A 16,835-nucleotide genomic window follows, 5' to 3' on the forward strand; every position below is an offset into this window, starting at 1 on the left:
CACAACCCGGGACCATCGGCTCACTATCGTCCGGCTTTCGCGGGCCGCGATGGCCCGGCGATAGCGGATTGATACGGGTCACTGGGAGGGTCGCGAGTTCCGGGAGCCGGCGGATGGCCGCACCGTCCCGCCGCGTACCCGGAGGTCTCACCCATGCCCGACGCGTGGTCCCTCGTCGCGGCCGCCCGCGCGCTGCTGCCGCCGGGCGTGCACACGGTCGGCGTCCTCGGCCCGGCGCGGTCGACCCTGCTCCGTGCGCTGGTCAGGGGCCTGCCGTCCGTCACGCACGTCGCGTGGTTCGATCCCCCGCCGGGTACGCCGCCCCCGGCGCTCCTCGACGTGTTCCGGTGCCGGGGGGTCGGGCTGTGCGTCGCGGGCCACCCGCGCGAGGCGGTCCTCGGCGCGGACCTGGTCCTGCTGGCCGCCCCGGTGCCCCTGTGCCGGACCTGGCTGCTGCCGGGGGCGGTGCTGGTGACGTGCCCGACGGAGCCGGGGTCGGCGGGGCCCGGCCGACCGGGGACGGCCGCCGTCGCCGGTGTGCCCGGTGGCCCCCCGGCTCCGCCCTGAGCGGCGCCGGTCAGCCGTCCGGGTCGGATTCCGCCTCGAGGAGGGCGAGGTTCCCCCGGACGATGTCCAGGTTCGAGGTGTCGCCGAACTCCGTCAGGATGTCGATCGCCTGGCCGAACAGGCGGCGGGCCTCGTCCACCCGACCCCGCTGGTGCGCGACCAGTGCGAGGTTGTGGTACGACTTGCCGGCTCCGTAGGTGTCCCCGAGGGTCAGGCGGATCTCCAACGAACGCCGGTACCGCTGCTCGGCGTCGTCGAACCTTTCCAGGTCCGCGAGCATGTTGCCGAGCTGGCTGTAGGTGGTCGCGGCGTTGCGCCAGTCGCCCTGGGCGATGTCGATCTCCAGTGCCCGGTGATAGTGCTCCTCGGCCTCGTCGAACCTCTCCCGGAGGTTGGCCAACTCGCCGAGCTGGGCGTAACTGTGGGCGATGGTCCGGTGGTCGCCGAGGTCCAGGAGGGTCGCCAACGCGTGGCGGTAGTGCTCCTCGGCCTCGTCCAACTGGCCGCGGAGCTGCGCGATCGCACCGAGCCTGTGTCGGGCGACCGTCGTCCCGAACCGGTCGCCGAACTCCAGATAGAGCTCCAGCGACTCGGCCGTGTACCGTTCGGCGTCGTCCAGGTGCCCTTCCTCGAACGCGATCTGCGCGAGTCGGCCGTACGTGTTGGCGTAGGTGGACCGGTCGCCGACGGCCTGTTTGAGGGCGAGTTCGGCGCGGAAATGGGCTTCGGCGTCGCGGAGGCGGTGCTGGAGGATGGCGGTGCTGCCCGCGAGGTTGTGCAGATCGTAGAGCTCGAACCGCTGCTGGTCGGTGGTCGGCTCGGGACAGCTGGCGATCGCGTCCTCCAGGAACCGCCGCCGTGCCTCCGGTCGCTCGGCCTCGTTCAGGTAGCCGGCCACCGCCTTGACGATCACGTTGGCCGGCTGGCCGGTACGCATCGCGTGCGCGGCGGCGGAGGTCAGGTTCGGGTAGAACAGGTGTGCCAGTCCGGCCCCCGGGGCCCGCTCCTCGGCGACCTGCCGGGAGATCAGACTGTCCACCAGGTTGGCCAGGGCGACCATGAACCGGTAGTGCGCGTGGGTCGCGGCCTCACGGAGGGCGGGGTCGTGCTCCAGCCGGGTCCGCAGGAAGTAGGGCAGGACCGGAACGACCTGCACCGCCAGCGCGTTCATCCGGAGGGCGGGAGTGGCGAGGCCGACCCGGACGAGTTCGGCGACGGCCGTCTCGAGGTCGGTGAGCGCCGGAACCCCCGCGTCCCCGTCGGCAGCGAGGAACCTGTGGTACTCGCGCAGCAGCTCGCCGGTCGGCACCGTGCCGGTGAACGGCGCGAGGAGGAGCAGGGCCCTCTGCACGGCAGGGTCGAGCTTGCCGTGGCTGTACTCGACCGCCCGGCCGATCAGCCCCACCGGGTCCGCGTCGGTCCCGCCCTCGCTCAGGTCCGCGAGTACCCGGGTCGGGGTCAGCGTGGCCAGGGTGGGCAGCACCACGGTCATGGGCAGCGGGTAGCCGCCGAGCGAGGCGATCAGCGTCTTGAGCGCGTCCCGCTCGACGGGGTCCTCCTGGTGCCTGGTGGCCCCGTGCCGGCTCAGGATCCGCTCGGCGAGCACGGACGCGGCCTGCGGGTCCAGCCCGGGCAGCGGGTGCACGTTCCCCGCGAACGTCCCGTCGGCCAGCCAGGACTCGGCCTCCCGGGACCCGTAGAGCACCAGGGTCCGGCCGTCCCGCAGGCTCGACAGGAACGCGAGCAGCCGGCGCTGGTCGGCCCCGGTGAGCGCGTGCGGGATCGCGGTCGGGGCCGCCGTGACCGATTCGACGTTGTCCAGCACCAGCAGGTACGGCTCGGCCCGCAGCCTCCGGGCGACCCGCTCGGCCCGGACCGCCTCGGGATGGGAGTCGAAGTCGGCCAGCTCGGCGGGGGTGAGCAGGTCGCCGGCGATGGCGCGCACGATCTGGTCGCCCGTCCAGGCCCGGTCCTCGTAGCTGAACCGCCACACCCGGCGCACGAGGCCGGTGCGCTGCCACCACCAGCCCAGGTGCGCCAGCAGGGTGGACTTCCCGGCCCCCGCCATCGCCTGGACCAGCAGCTGGTTCGGCGAGCCCGGGGTGAGCAGGCGCCGTTCGACCCGCTGGATGTCCAGGTCCCGGCCGACGAAACCGTAGGTCGTGTGCGGCTCCTGGCCGATCGCCGCCTCGCGGGCCAGGAACGAGGCCTCCTCGGGTCCGCTCATCGTGGCCGGCCGCAGCTGGAGCGGCTGCTGCTGGAAGGCCACCGGCAGCAGCCAGTCCTCCAGCTGGATGTCCTGGTCGAAGTAGGCCCGGCGGGACCGGTCGTCGTGCAGGGCCCGCCGGGCGGCGTGCACCGCGGCGAGCGGTTCGGCCCCGGCGGCGAGCCGGCCGTAGAACACGGGCATCGCGCGTTCTGCGGCCGACACCGTCACCGAGTACGCCATGCCGACCGCCACGGGCACGCCCGCCCCGACCAGCTGCTGGGCGAGGCTGGCCTCGTCGCCGGTGTCCATGGCCGACTGGCAGGCGTTGAGCACCGCCACCGGGACCCGGTGCTCGGCGAGCAGCTCCGCGACCTGGTCCGCCGAGATGGGCTCGGCGCTGCCCTCCACCGCCGTCTCGAAGTGCAGGAACGCCCGGCTCGCCGGGAACGGCGCCGGCGCCCCGGACGGGAACAGCAACCGGCCGGCCCGCATCCCCGCCTCCATCGCCGGGTGGTCGCCGATCCCGCCGTGCAGGTCGAAGTGCACCACCTGGTACCAGCCGGTGCCGTGCTCGTCCGTGGCCGCCCGCAGCCGGTCCCGCAGCGCCGCCCAGGTGCCGGGCCGCACCAGGTCCACGGTCACCGGCAGCCGGGCCTGGCGCAGCGCGTCCAGCAGCGGGCGGGAGATCGTCCGGTAGCCCACGTCCCGGGCCCCGTCCGGGCGCGCGGTCACCACCAGGATGTTCAGGGTCGGCCGGGCCGGTGGCACGTCGAACCGGGCGGGTTGCCGGCGGACCCGGCGCACCATCGGCAGCCGGACGGCCAGCGCGGACCGGTCCGCCGGGTCGCGCAGCGCCTCCCAGTGCAGCCGGTGGAACTCCGCCGAACCCGACACCACGAGGCGGCAGCCGTCGAAGCCCGCGCGCCGCAGCACCTGGAAGTCGACGTGGGCGGGGCCGGTGAACACCTGGGCGAACAGGGCCTCGCCGTAGTGGGCGAGGTGCGCCACGGAGGCGTCGCGGCGGTCGTGGTCCAGGAACGGGTAGCGCAGGTACTCCTCGAAGTACCAGGTCAGTTCGCGTTCCACCGCGGGGCCGGCCGGATCGGTGACCCGCGCCTCGTACTCGGCGCCGTCGCCGAAGCCCACCCGCACCGTGAAGGAGCCGTCGGCCAGCCGGTCGTGCTCGGCGATCGTGACCGTCCGGGGTTCCGTCACGACCGCACCCGCCGCACCCGCCGCACCCGCTCCACGGTGTCCACCTCTCGCCGGCAACGCACACTGCACCGTCCACCCTAGATACCTCCGGCCGGCCCCCGCCGACAGCCGGGAGACGCATGGGCGACAGTGCCGCGATAACGGGCCGATAGCGGTGGGGCTTCCACTGGGTGGCGTGAAGACCGTTTCGGTGGTGATCCCCAACTACAACTACGCGAAGACCCTCGCGCTGTGCCTGGACTCGGTGTACGCCCAGAGCCACCCGCCCGCCGAGGTGATCGTCGTGGACGACGGCAGTACGGACGGCTCGCGGGACGTGATCCGCCGCTATCCGTGCACGCTGCTGGAGAGCCCCGGCAACCAGGGCGTGTCGGCCGCCCGCAACCGGGGGGTGGCCGCCAGCTCCGGGGAGGTGCTGTTCTTCCTCGACTCCGACGAGGCCCTCGCCCCCGACGCCCTGGCCAACGCGGTCGAGCTCCTCGCGGCCGACCCCGGGCTGGGCTGCGTGCACGGCATCCTCGCCGACACGCCGCTCGTCGACGACGGGCCGGTGGAGGCCTACAAGGTGCTGCACTCGCACTTCTGGCGGGCCCGGGGCGTGGGGGAGACGGCCACGGCGTTCTTCGCCCAGGCGGCCGTGCCGCGTGCCGTGTTCGACGCCGTCGGGCCGTTCGACGAGCGGCTGCGGGACTCGGAGGACCTGGAGTACAGCGAGCGGCTCGCGGCCCGGTACCGGATCCTGCTCACCGACCGGATCGTCGCGTTCCACGATGACGAGGACCGGCTCGGGCCGCTGCTGCGGGAGCAGTTCCGCCGGTCCCAGCAGCTCGTGCCGACGGTCCTGGCGGCGCGCCGACAACGCTCGGCAGGACTCAGGGCCAACAAGCCCCTGGGGGTACTCGCGGTCGGGCTCGCCCTGGTCACCCTGCCCCTGGTCGGCACCGCGCTGTGGTGGGTGCCCCTCCTCCTCGTCGGGCTCTTCGTCCTCGCCGACGTGGGGCTCGCCCGGTTCGTGGCGCACCGCAGGGGAGCACTGTTCCTGGCGTACTTCCTGGTCCTGCACCTGCTGACCCATGTCGCGCTGGTCGCCGGGGCCGTGGTCGGGGCGGTCCGCTGGGCCGCGCCGAAGCCGGGCCGGGTCCCGGTGCGGACATGACGGGCCCGGTCGGCGCGCCGGGGGCCGGGGCGGTCGGGTCCCGGCTCTCGACGGTGCTCCGGAGCCGCGCGTTCCGGCTCCTCGCGATGGCCGTCGTGCTCGCCGCCGTCGGGTACGCGCTGTGGTCGGCGCTGCGCCGGGACGGCCCCCGGGTCCTCGACCTGTTCGGCCGGCCCGGGGCCGCGCCCCTGCTGCTCGCCGCGTGCGCCGCGAACATCGCCGGCCTGGTGCTGGGCATGGCCTCCTGGCGGGCGCTGCTCGCCGACCGGATCGGCCCGGTACCCGGCGCGCGGATCTTCTTCCTCGGCCAGCTCAGCAAGTACGTGCCCGGCCGGGTGTGGGGCGTGCTCACCCATGTGCAGCTGGGAAAACGGCTCGGTGTCCCGCCGTCCCGGATGGTCGGGGCGTACGTGGTCAGCCTGGGCGTCACCACCCTCACCGGGGCGGCCGTCGGGCTCCTGGTCGGGCCGGCGGTCGGGGGCCGGAACGCGTTCTGGCTGCTCGCGCCCGCCGCGCTGGTCGTGGCCTGCGTGGTCCGGCCGGGGATCCTGCACTGGGCGCTCGTCCGGGCCGCCCGGCTGTTCCGCCGCGAGGAGCCGGCCCCCGCGCCCGGTACCCGGAAAGCCCTGGTCGTGGCCACGGTCTCCTGGCTGGTGTCGGGCCTGCACCTGTGGGCGCTGCTCCTGCTGCTCGGCGCGGAGCCGCTCGCCAGCCTGCCCGTCGGGGTCGGGGCGTTCGCGCTGGCCACGGTCACCGGCAGCCTCGCGCTGATCCTGCCCGACGGGTGGGGGGTCCGCGAACTCGTGATCATGGCGGCCCTGGCCACGGTCGTGCCGTGGTCCGTCGCCGGAGTCGCGGCCGTGGCCAGCCGCCTCATCTGCGTGCTGTGCGAGGTGCTGACCTCGCTGGTCGCGCTCGGCTGGGCCCGCGCCGTCCGTCCTGAAAGGAGTACCCGTGTCGTCGAAGCGGTTTGATCTCGCCGTCGTCCTGAACTACTACGCCCCCTACGTCAGCGGCCTGACCGAGGCCGCCCGCCTGCTCGCCGAGGGCTTCGCCGCCCGGGGCCGCAAGGTGGCGGTCGTCTGCCAGCGGCACGACCCGGCCCTGCCCCGGCACGAGGTGATCGCGGGCGTGGACGTGTTCCGCGCCCCGGTCAGCTTCGGGATCAGCCGCGGTCTGATCAGCGCCGGGTTCCCGACCCTGGCGGCGCGGATCGCCCGGGAGTCCGAGGTCGTGCACCTGCACCTGCCGATGCTGGAGGCCGGCGCCATCGCGCACCTGGTGGGCCGGACCCCGATCCTCACCACCTACCACCTGGACCTGTGGCTGCCCGAGGGGATCGTCTCCTCCGCCGCGTCGGCCGCCACCGACCTGTCCGCCCGGATCGCCCTGCGCCGGTCGGCGGCCGTCGTGGTGAACAGCGACGACCAGGCCCGGCACTCGCGGATCCTGCCCGCGCTGGAGAGGTCCGGCTGGCACGCGATCCCGGCGCCCAGCGTGGACCGGCGGGGCGGCGCGCCCGCGCTGCGGGAGTCCGAGGGGCTGCACATCGGGTTCATGGGGCGGGTGGCCGAGGAGAAGGGGATCGAGTACCTGGTCACGGCCTTCCGGCGGATCCCCGACCCCGACGCGCGGCTGCTGATCGCCGGGGACTACGAGAACATCGCCGGCGGCAGCGTCATCGACCGGGTACGCGCGGCGGCCGGCGACGACGGGCGGGTCCGGATCCTCGGGCTGCTCCGCGGCCGGCGGATCGACGACTTCTACGCCTCGATCGACCTGTTCGCGCTGCCCAGCCTGTACGAGTCCTTCGGCATCGTCCAGGCCGAGGCCATGATCGCCGGCGTACCCGTGATCGCGGCGGACGTGGCCGGCGGCCGGGTACCCATCCAGCTCACGGGTTTCGGCCTGCTCATCCCGCCCCGGGACCCCGACGCCATCCTCGCGGCCGTCGAGACCCTGCGCGCGACCCCGCCCGAGCGGCGCGCCGAACTGTCCGACCGGGCCACGGCCCTCTTCGGGGTCGAAGCCGGCCTCGACGCGTACGAACGACTCATCGACAAGATCAGGAGCAACGCATGACCGGGTTGATGACAGTGGAGGCCGCCGAGGCCCTCGACGTCAGGCAGGTGCACGACCTGTACCGCAGCTATGTCAACAGGTCCCAGGTGTCGCTGATGACCTCCTTCGGCTTCGGCCGGGAACTCGTCGACCACGCCGAGGGCGCCTACCTGCACCTGCGCGACGGCCGGAAGGTGCTCGACTTCACCGGGGGCGTCGGGGTGCTCAACCACGGGCACAACCATCCCCGGATCCTGGCCGCCCGGCGGCGGTTCCAGGAGAACCAGCGGATGGAGGTGCACAAGACCTACTTCTCGCCGTACCTGGCGGCCCTCGGGCACAACCTCGCCCAGCTGCTGCCCGGCGACCTGAGCATGTCGTTCTTCCCGAACTCCGGGGCCGAGGCGGTGGAGGGGGCGGTGAAGCTGGCGTACAAGTACCACGGCGGGAAGCGGAACACGATCCTGCGCTCCGACATCAGCTTCCACGGCAAGCTGCTCGGCTCGGGCTCGCTGACCGGCTCGTCGCAGAACAAGTTCGCCTTCCCCGGCATCCCCGGCGTGCAGGTGTTCACGTACGGGGACCTGGCCTCCGTCGAGGCGCTCGTCGCCGCGCACAGGGGCGACATCTACGCGCTGCTCATCGAGCCGTTCAGCGCGTCCACGATCCGGTGGTGCTCGGAGGAGTTCCTGCGCGGGGTGCGCGAGATCTGCACCCGGGAGAACATCGTGCTGGTCTTCGACGAGATCTACACCGGCTGGGGGAAGACGGGCAGCCTGTTCTACTTCATGCGCTACCCCGGACTCGTGCCCGACGTCGTCACCACCTCCAAGTCCTTCGGCGGCGGCAAGTCCTCGATCTCGGCGTTCGTGGCCCGCGAACCGGTGTTCCGCAAGGCCTACGACAACCTCAACGACTCCCTCGTCCAGTCCACCTCGACCACGTACTACGGCTTCGGCGAGGAGTGCGCCACCGCGATCGAGGCGGTCAACGTGGCGGTGGAGGACGACTACCCGGCCCGGGCCCGCGACCTCGAACGGGTCCTGAAGCCCGGCCTGGAACGGATCGCCAAGGCCCACCCCGACAGCGTGTCCTCCGTCGCCGGGGCCGGCGCCCTGTGGGGCGTGTTCCTCGACGGCGGCCCGAAGCTCCTGGACCTGGTGGCGAAACTCGCACCCGGCGGGATCGCGAAGGACCCGCAGTTCCGGACGAAGTTCATCACCACCTCGGTGATCAACGCGCTGTACACCGACCACGACATCTTCACCTACTACACCCTGAACGGGAAGAACCCGCTGGTCGTGGCCCCGCCGCTCGTCGCGACCCCGGCCGAGGCGGAGCGGTTCGTCGACGCGCTCGACGAGACGCTGTCGCAGGGCCTGGCCAAGCTGGTCCGCCGGTTCGTCACCCAGAAGGTGGGCTCGCTGTGGTAGCCCGGATCCTCGTCACCGGCGCGGCCGGCATGCTCGGCTCGCACCTCGTCCAGAGACTCGTTGCCGACGGGTACGACGTGATCGGGCTCGACCTGCGCCCCGCCGACGACCCCGGGCTCCGGCACGTGGTCGGGGACATCCGGGACGCCGCGCTGCTCCGGAAGCTGCTCGCCGAGGGTGCGGTCGACGCCGTCGTGCACTGCGCCGCGGCCCTGCCCAGCTACCCGGCCGAACAGATCCGCTCGATCGTGGTCGACGGCTCCACGGCCGTACTCGAAGCCGCGCACGCCGCCAAGGTCGACCGGTTCGTCTACATCTCCTCGACGGCGGTCTACGGCCTCCCCACGGTGGTCCCGACCCCGGAGGACTACCCGTACCTGCCCGTCGACCACTACAGCCGGGCCAAGGCCGAGGCCGAGCAGCTCGCGCTGTCCTACCGGGACAGAGGGATGCTGCTGCCCGTCCTGCGCCCCAAGACCTTCCTCGGGCCGGGCCGGATGGGCCTGTTCGCCATGCTGTTCGAGTGGGCCGAGGAGGGGCGCAACTTCCCCGTCCTCGGCAGGGGCGACGTCCGGATCCAGATGTTCGACCTCGCCGACCTCGTCGACGCCGTCGTCACCGTGCTCCGGGCGCCGGACGAGATCGCCAACGACACCTACAACGTGGGGGCCGCCGAGTTCGGCACCCTGCGGGAGGACTTCCAGGCCGTCCTGGACGCCGCCGGGCACGGCAGACGCGTCGTGTCCCTGCCGGCCCGCCCGGCGCTGGCGGCCCTCTCGCTGCTGGAGAAGTCGAAACTCTCACCCGTGTACGGCCGGCTGCTGCACAAGCTGATGGCCGACTCGTACGTGAGCATCGACAAGGCCCGGGACCGGCTGGGCTTCTCCCCGAAGTACTCCAACGCCGACGCGATCCTGCGCACCTACGAGTGGTGGCGGGAACAACGGACCGAGGTCCGCCCGCGCGGCAGTGGCCGAACCAGTCGAGATCCGTGGAAGCAGGGGGCCCTCGGTGTCGTCAAGTTCCTCTTCTAGCACCGTCCTGGAGCTGCCGGGCGACCCGCCCCGGGTCCGGCTCGGCACCGACCTGCTCGCCCTGATCCGCCCCGCCCAGTGGCCCAAGAACCTGCTCGTCGTGCCCCTGGCCCTGATCGACGCGCCCGCCTGGCACCTCGCCGGCCTGACCCGGCTGGCCTGGGCCGTCGCCGTGTTCGTCGCCGCCTCCGCGCTCGTCTACATCGTCAACGACATCGCCGACCGGCACCGCGACCGGGGCCACCCGCGCAAACGGGACCGGCCGGTGGCGTCGGGCCGGATCTCCGTACCCGTCGCCTGGGGTTTCGCGGGGGTGGTCGGCGCCGGACTGGCCGCACTGCTCGCGCCGCACCCCGCCCAGGCCTGGCCCGTCGTCGTCTACCTCGTCCTCAACGTCGCCTACAGCGCCAAACTCAAACACCTGCCCCTGCTCGACGTGTTCGTCGTGTCCGCCGGCTTCCTGCTCCGGATGGCCCTGGGCTACGTGGCCCTCGACGTCGCCTACTCCGGCTGGCTGCTGGTCTCCGTCTTCACCCTGTGCCTGCTGCTCAGCCTGGGCAAACGCCGCTACGAACTCGTCGTCGCCAGCCGTAACCACCGCCCCTCGCTCAGCGGCTACTCCCTGCCCCTCATCGACAACCTGCTCCTCCTCAACGCCGGCCTCACCGGCATGGCCTTCCTGCTCTACATGCGCGACGAGGCCCCCGTCGGGGCGCACGGCCAGCTCGCGATGCTGTGCTCCGTACCGTTCGCGCTGTTCGGACTGTTCCGCTACCTCCAGGGCGTGCTCGTCCGGCAGTCGGAGGGCGACCCCGTGCGGGCGCTGCTCCGCGACCGGGTGCTCGTCGTCAACTCGCTGCTGTGGGGCCTGCTGCTCGCCGGGTTCCTCGTGGCGGCCCGCTACCCGGAGCTGCTGTCGTGACCGCTGTCCTGTCCCAACCCCCGCGCGCCGGGTCCCGCATGCGCCGCGCGACCGCCCCGCCCCGGAAACGGAGGCTGGTCGGGCTGGTGCCGGCCCTCGCCACCTTCTGGTTCCTCTACGTCCTCGCCCACTGGGCCTTCAGCGGCACCTTCTGGGTGTGGCTCCTGTTCGACATCGCCCCGCCGATCGGCTTCGTCCTCGTACCCGTCGTCCTCCTCGGGCTGGTCCGGTTCACCGCGCGCCGCCGCAAGGTGGTCCTGCTGGCCGTGTTCTCGCTGCTCCTCGGCCTCCCGCACAGCGGGCTCAACCCGCACGCGGTGCTCGGCGGCGGCGACGGCCCCGCCCCGCCCGGCGCGCTCAAGGTGTTCTCCTGGAACACCGAGTACTGGAACCAGGCCGACGGGGCCGACGAGTTCTACGCCTTCCTCAAGAGCCGGAAGGCCGACGTGTACCTGCTCCAGGAGTACCTGAACTGGGACTTCCGGCCCGGCGTCGACGGGCTGTGGCGGGGCGCGCGCTCGGCCGCCGACCTGCACCGGCTCCGCCAGGAGTTCCCCGGCTACCACCTCGTCATCCGGGGCGAGCTGCTCACCATGACCAGGCTCAAGGTGCTCGGCGTCCGTCCCGTCGGCCCCGACCCGGGCGAACTGCCCGACGAGGACTGGTGGCAGGTGTTCGAGGCGGCCAAGGTCCTGCGCACCGACCTGCTGTACAACGGCTCGGCGCTGTCCGTCTACAACGTGCACATCCCGATGCACCTCAGCCAGCGCACCCTGGTCTCCCCGGGCTTCTACCTCGACGTCAACGACAACGACCTCAGACGCCGGGCCCAGTTCGAGGGGCTCAGCGCCGACGTGAAGGCCAACCCGCACCCGTCCCTGGTCGCCGGGGACTTCAACACCACCCCGGCGATGGGGGACATGCGGTGGCTCACCTCGGTGGCGACCGACGCGCTGCGGGCGAACCGTTCCGTGTACCCGGTGAGCTGGCGCGACGACTCCTGGATGCCGTTCTGGCGGCTGGACTGGGCGTTCACCCGGGGCGGGGTGAAGGTGCACCGGTACGAGTTCGGGGATCCGCGGGAGATGAGCGACCACCGGACGCAGGAGTTGACCGTGTCCGTGCCGTAGCACCGGGGCGGGCGCCGTGCGCGCGGCGCCCGCCCCGGGTCCCGGCCGCGCCCGCGCACCGCCGGGTCCGCCCGCCCGGTCCCGTCGACGGGTGGGCGCGCGGCCGTCCCTGCGGGGACAATCCTGGTATGCCGATCGAGTTGAACCACATCATCGTCAAGGTGCACGACAAGCGCCGGTCCGCCGCGTTCCTCGCCGACCTGCTCGGCCTGGAGGTGGGCCGGCAGTGGGGGCCGTTCATCCCGGTCCAGACGGGCAACGGGGTCACCCTCGACTTCTGGGACAACGATCCCGCCGAGGTCGTCGAGCAGCACTACGCGTTCCTGGTGTCCGAGGCGGAGTTCGACGCCATCCTGGGGCGGATCGAGCGGGCCGGCGTCACGTACTACGCCGATCCCGAGCGCCGCCAGGCCGGGCGGATCAACCGGAACGACGGCGGCCGGGGCGCGTACTTCCTCGACCCGAGCGGGCACAACATGGAGATCATCACCCGGCCGTACGGCAGCGGCGGGTAGCCGGGACCGCGTACCGTGGCGCGTACCCGTCGAGGCCGGTTTTCCGTCAGGCGGAAAGCGAGGGCCGGGCAATTCTGGGGCATGTTAGACACCGGGGGCATTCCATGCTGATCGTGACACCTCTGAGAGGACCGGTCCGATGCCCTCCACCGAACTGTCCCGCCGCGCCCTCCTCGGCACCGCCGCGGCGGGCTCCGCGCTCGTGGCCGGGGGCGCGCTGATGCCCGGCCCCGCCCACGCCGCCCCGGCCCCGGCCCCCGACGCCGCCCCGGCCCCCGACGCGCCAAAACCCACCTTCTACCTGGGCAGCTACACCTCCGACGGCGGCCACGGCCTGGGCGCCGGCACCCTCGACCCGGCCACCGGCACCCCCACCGTCACCGGCTGGCTCGACTCCGTCCCCGACCCGTCCTGGCTCGAACCCGCCCCGGACCGCCGCACCCTGTACGCGATCAGCGAGTCCGCCGGCACCCTCCACTCCTTCCGCCTGGACGCGGCCGGCCGCCCGACCCCGCTGAACGAGCAGCCGACCGGCGCGGGCCCGGCGCACATCGCCGTGCACCCGTCCGGCCGGCACCTGTTCGTGTCCCTGTACGGCGGCGGCGCGGTCGTCACCCACCCGCTGGGCCCCGACGGCCGGGTGGGCCCGCGCACCGACGTGGCGACCCACGTCCCCGGCCCGGGCCAGCCGGCGGCCCGGGCGCACCAGATCGTGCCCGACCCGTCGGGGCGCTGGCTGCTGTCCGTGGACCTGGGGCTGGACTCGATCTACGTGTACACCCTGGAGGCCGGCCGGCTCCGGCAGCGGAGCCAGTTCCGGCTGCGGACCGGCGCGGGCCCCCGTCACCTGGTGTTCCACCCGCGCGGCGGGTACGTCTACGTCGCCAACGAGCTGGACTCCACGGTCGCGGTGTGCCGGTGGCGGTCCGGGGAACTGTCCGTCGAGCAGGTGCTGGACCCGCTGCTCGCGCCCGCCGGTACCCGGAACTATCCGGGCGAGATCGCCGTGTCCCGCGACGGCCGGTTCGTCTACGTCACCAACCGGGGCGACAACAGCGTCGCCGTGTTCGGAGCCACCCCGCAGGGCCACCGGCTCCGGCTGCTCGCCACCCCGTCCTGCGGCGGCAACTGGCCCCGGCACCTGGCGCTCGACGCGTCCGGCCGGTGGCTGCACGTGGCCAACCAGCGCTCCGGCGACGTGACCTGGTTCCCCGTGGACCGCGCGTCCGGCCTGCCGGGCCCGCTCGCCGGCCGCCTGGCCGCCCCGGCCGTCACCCAGTTCCTCGCCTGAAACCCCAACCCCGATCAGAGGGTTACGGTGGGCCCCGACCCGGCCAGCGCCCGCGCGCCCAGGGTGCCGAGCACGGGGCCCCCGCACCCCTCTGATCGGGGGTTTTGACAGTCGGTGGACGGTGCCGCCAGGATGGCCGGGGTTCCGGTTCCACTGTGGAGGCATCGTGTCGCACGTCATCGTGATCAACCGTTTCACCGGCCCGTTCGCCGACTACGCCGCCTACCTCGACCACGACACCCAGCACGTCACCTACGTGACCCTCGACGCGTACCTCTCCGCCGTGCCGCCCACCGCCGCCGAGGTCCTCCTCGTCGCCGACCTGCACGACCACGCCACGGTCCGCGCCGCCCTCGACCCGGCCCTCGACAAGTACGGACCGCCCGCGCTGATCGTGGCCCTGCACGAACAGAACCACGCGGTCGCGGTCCTCCTGCGCGAGGAGTTCGACGTGCCCGGCCCGCGCACGGCCGACGTGCACCGCTTCCTCGACAAGCACGACATGCTGCGGGCGGCCGAGGCGGTCGGCGTGCCGGTCCCGGAGCACGCCCTGGTCACCTCCCGGGCGGAACTCGACGCGTTCGCGGCCCGGGTCGGCTGGCCGGTGATCGCGAAACGGCTGCGCGGCGCCGGCAGCACCGGCGTGACCCGCCTCGACGGGCCGGACCAGGAGATCCACGCGAGCCCCGACTCCCCGCTGGTCGTGCAGCGCTACCTGCCGCACACCGTGTTGCATGTGGACGGTTACTACACCGGCGAGAAACTGGGCCCCTGGCTGGCTTCGGAGTACATGAACGTGCCGGGCTCGGCGACCGTCGGCCCGCTGGCGTTCACCCTCGGCGAGGCGGTCGGGTCCGTGGAACTCGACGACCCGGTGCGACTCGCCGCCGTGGAGGCGTTCCTGGGCCGGATCATCCCGGGGATGTGCGCCGAGCCGTGGGTGTTCCACCTGGAACTCTTCCTCACCCCCGACAACGAGTGCGTCTTCCTGGAGGTGGCCCGGCGGCCCGGCGGCGGGGAGATCCCGTTCGTGTGGCGCGAGGTGCACGGGATCGACCTGATGGAACTGGAGTTCCGGCTCCAGTGCGCCGAGGTGCCCGAGGTGCCCGAGTTCGGGCCGGCCGAGCGGATCACGGGCCAGCTGCTGGTGCCGGCGCTGGCGGACGTGCCGTACCGGGTCACGGCCGCCCCGAGCATGGCCGGTGCCCCGGGGCTGTACGCCGAGGTGGTGCCCCCGGTCGGCACGGTGGTGTGGAACAAGATCTCGTACATGTACGCGGGGGGACGGTTCCGGTTCGTCGGCACGGACTCGAAGACCGTCGCGGTGCAGGTGATGGACGTGGCGGCCCGCTACACGGTGTCCAGCGAACCGGCCGACTAGCCGCGCCCGCCCGGGCCGGGACCCTGCGGGGTGGCGGCGGCCGGCCCGTGCGGGCATGATGGCCCGGGTATGACCGCATCCGATCCCGCCCGCGACTCCCTGGACGGCCTGTCCGTCGGCGACGCGCTGGGCGCCCAGTTCTTCGTTCCCGGCAGTTCGCTGCCCGACCTGCTCGCCGGCCGCCCACCAGCACCCCCGTGGGAGTGGACGGACGACACCGAGATGGCCTGCTCCGTGTACGCCGAACTCCGGCACCGGGGCGCCATGGACCGCGACATTCTGGCGAACGTGTTCGCCGACCGCTGCGAACCGTACCGGGGCTACGGCGGCGGGGCCGTCGTCGTCCTGCACCAGATCCGCGACGGGACGCCCTGGGCGGAGGCGGCCGGCGCGCTGTTCGGTGGCCGCGGCTCCTGGGGCAACGGGGCGGCGATGCGGGTCGCGCCGCTCGGGGCGTACTTCGCCGGGGACCCGGACCGCGCCGCCACCCAGGCCGCCCTGTCCGCCGAGGTCACCCACCGGCACCCGGAGGGGATCGTCGGTGCGATGGCCGTCGCGGTGGCCGCCTGCCACGCCGCGTCGACCAGGGGGACCGTCCAGGAGCCCGGCGCCCTGCTGGACGCCGTCGAACCGTATCTCGCCGACGGCCTGACCGCCGACGGCGTCCGCCGGGTCCGTGCGCTACTGGGCCGGTCCGTGGCCGAGGCGGCGTACGAACTGGGCAACGGGGCGCGGGTCACCGCCCAGGACACGGTGCCGTTCACGCTGTGGGCCGCCGCGACGTTCCTGACGGACTACCCGGCCGCGATCCTCGCCTGTGTCGAGGCGCGCGGTGACGTGGACACGACGGCGGCGATCGTCGGTGGCATCGTGGCCGCGCACACCGGCATCGGCGAGGCGCCCGGGGTGCGGGGCGTACCCGGAGCCTGGCTGGCGGCCAGGGAGCCGCTGCCTACCTGGGCGACGCCGGACGAACCGGTGCGGGAGGCGCCGGCGCCCGCGAAGGGGCTTCCGACACCTCCCGCCGAGGGTGGTGCTGTCGGGCCGTGAGGTCCCGGGTGCCGTGGGTCAGCCGCCCGACTGGAGGGCCTGGTCCCGGGTCGGGTTCACGTCGTCGGGGAGGTCCCGGGTGGCCCGGGTGTCCTTCGTCTCGACCATCTCCTCGGGGCGGATCCGCTCCGGGAGGGTGCTGAAGTCCCGCTCAGAGTTGGTTGTCATCCTTCGATCCTAGCCACGACCAGGGACGACGCCGGTCACGGTCGGGCCGGGGCCGGCCGCGAAGGTGACCGGCCCCGGGTCACGACCTGATCAGGCGCCGTACGGGCGGAGGGCCCTGGCGTCGCGGAGGGCCTCGCCCCACCAGGCCAGCTGGTCGAGCATCACCTTCGCCGCGCCCTCGGCGGCCGTGGGCTCGGCGAGCTGCCCCTCCGCGTCGAACAGGCTCCACACGCCGTGGAAGCTCACGGTGTCGCGGACGGAGACGGCGTGCAGTTCGGTGAACACGAGGCGGAGCTGCTCGACGGCGCGCAGGCCGCCGGAGACGCCGCCGTAGCAGACGAAGCCGACCGGCTTGGCCCGCCACTCGGGCTTGTGGGCGTCGATCAGGCTCTTCAGCGGGCCGGGGAAGCTGTGGTTGTACTCGGGCGTCACGACCACGAACGCCTCGGCGGCGTCGATCCGGTCGGCCACGGATGTCGGGCCGCCGCTCATGTCGGCGGTCACCGCGACGTCGGCGACGTCGATGAGGTCGATCTCGAACCGGGTGGACAGGGTCGCCTGCTCGGCGAACCAGCGGGCGACGGTGGGGGAGATCCTGCCTTCACGGGTACTGCCGATGATGACGGCGAGACGGATCGGGGACTGCGACATGCGGGCTCCTCGAACGGGGGGTGGGTCGGGAGCCACCGTAGAAGTTCAACCG

14 protein-coding genes and 1 pseudogene are annotated in these 16,835 nt (G+C 73.1%); 12 read left to right on the top strand and 3 right to left on the bottom strand.

The genetic code is table 11. The features are described 5' to 3' along the window. Positions 1-153: 153 nt before the first annotated feature. Positions 154-567 (top strand): hypothetical protein, encoded by a 414-nt coding sequence (locus PT931_RS21465; protein WP_456247545.1) that lies wholly within the window; start codon positions 154-156, stop codon positions 565-567. Between the two features lie 10 nt (positions 568-577). Here the strand turns inward: PT931_RS21465 and PT931_RS21470 are convergent, their stop codons facing one another. Further along, positions 578-3,991, bottom strand: a complete 3,414-nt coding sequence (locus PT931_RS21470; protein ID WP_456247546.1) for a tetratricopeptide repeat protein — start codon at positions 3,989-3,991, stop codon at positions 578-580. A gap of 175 nt (positions 3,992-4,166) precedes the next feature. Between PT931_RS21470 and PT931_RS21475 the strand changes: the two genes are divergently transcribed. The 11 genes and pseudogenes from PT931_RS21475 to PT931_RS21525 form a co-directional block, all read left to right on the top strand. Continuing rightward, entirely contained in the window at positions 4,167-5,147 is a 981-nt protein-coding gene (locus PT931_RS21475) for a glycosyltransferase family 2 protein (protein WP_456247547.1), read from the top strand. Continuing rightward, positions 5,144-6,121, top strand: coding sequence for a hypothetical protein (locus PT931_RS21480; protein WP_456247548.1), 978 nt, complete (start codon positions 5,144-5,146; stop codon positions 6,119-6,121). Before PT931_RS21475 ends, PT931_RS21480 begins: the two co-directional genes overlap by 4 nt. After that, entirely contained in the window at positions 6,102-7,229 is a 1,128-nt protein-coding gene (locus PT931_RS21485) for a glycosyltransferase family 4 protein (protein WP_456247549.1), read from the top strand. The genes PT931_RS21480 and PT931_RS21485 overlap by 20 nt, the downstream gene beginning before the upstream one ends. Before the next feature lie 95 nt (positions 7,230-7,324). After that, positions 7,325-8,641: an aspartate aminotransferase family protein gene (locus PT931_RS21490; protein WP_456247609.1), complete on the top strand. Its 1,317-nt coding sequence runs from the start codon at positions 7,325-7,327 to the stop codon at positions 8,639-8,641. Then, positions 8,635-9,675: an NAD-dependent epimerase/dehydratase family protein gene (locus tag PT931_RS21495; RefSeq protein ID WP_456247550.1), complete on the top strand. Its 1,041-nt coding sequence runs from the start codon at positions 8,635-8,637 to the stop codon at positions 9,673-9,675. Before PT931_RS21490 ends, PT931_RS21495 begins: the two co-directional genes overlap by 7 nt. After that, the gene (locus tag PT931_RS21500; RefSeq protein WP_456247551.1) at positions 9,653-10,597 is read left to right on the top strand and encodes a UbiA prenyltransferase family protein; all 945 of its coding nucleotides are present in this window, start codon (positions 9,653-9,655) and stop codon (positions 10,595-10,597) included. The genes PT931_RS21495 and PT931_RS21500 overlap by 23 nt, the downstream gene beginning before the upstream one ends. Then, positions 10,594-11,727: an endonuclease/exonuclease/phosphatase family protein gene (locus tag PT931_RS21505; RefSeq protein ID WP_456247552.1), complete on the top strand. Its 1,134-nt coding sequence runs from the start codon at positions 10,594-10,596 to the stop codon at positions 11,725-11,727. The genes PT931_RS21500 and PT931_RS21505 overlap by 4 nt, the downstream gene beginning before the upstream one ends. 128 nt (positions 11,728-11,855) lie before the next feature. Continuing rightward, positions 11,856-12,242, top strand: a complete 387-nt coding sequence (locus PT931_RS21510; protein WP_456247553.1) for a VOC family protein — start codon at positions 11,856-11,858, stop codon at positions 12,240-12,242. Positions 12,243-12,381: 139 nt separating this feature from the next. Beyond that, positions 12,382-13,533 (top strand): lactonase family protein, encoded by a 1,152-nt coding sequence (locus tag PT931_RS21515; RefSeq protein ID WP_456247554.1) that lies wholly within the window; start codon positions 12,382-12,384, stop codon positions 13,531-13,533. Between the two features lie 166 nt (positions 13,534-13,699). Beyond that, a complete protein-coding gene (locus tag PT931_RS21520) occupies positions 13,700-14,914 on the top strand; it encodes an ATP-grasp domain-containing protein (RefSeq protein WP_456247555.1) in 1,215 nt (404 codons plus the stop codon). A 69-nt stretch (positions 14,915-14,983) separates the two neighbouring features. Continuing rightward, a pseudogene (locus PT931_RS21525) lies at positions 14,984-15,874 on the top strand (ADP-ribosylglycohydrolase family protein); the annotation flags it as partial. Between the two features lie 108 nt (positions 15,875-15,982). On the opposite strand, the gene PT931_RS21530 reads toward PT931_RS21525, so the two are convergent. Together PT931_RS21530 and PT931_RS21535 are read right to left on the bottom strand one after the other, a co-directional pair. Further along, positions 15,983-16,132, bottom strand: a complete 150-nt coding sequence (locus PT931_RS21530; protein WP_456247556.1) for a hypothetical protein — start codon at positions 16,130-16,132, stop codon at positions 15,983-15,985. Positions 16,133-16,222: 90 nt separating this feature from the next. Beyond that, the gene (locus PT931_RS21535) at positions 16,223-16,783 is read right to left on the bottom strand and encodes an NADPH-dependent FMN reductase (RefSeq protein ID WP_456247557.1); all 561 of its coding nucleotides are present in this window, start codon (positions 16,781-16,783) and stop codon (positions 16,223-16,225) included. Between the last annotated feature and the right edge of the window lie 52 nt (positions 16,784-16,835).

It is taken from the genome of Longispora urticae, assembly GCF_053902585.1.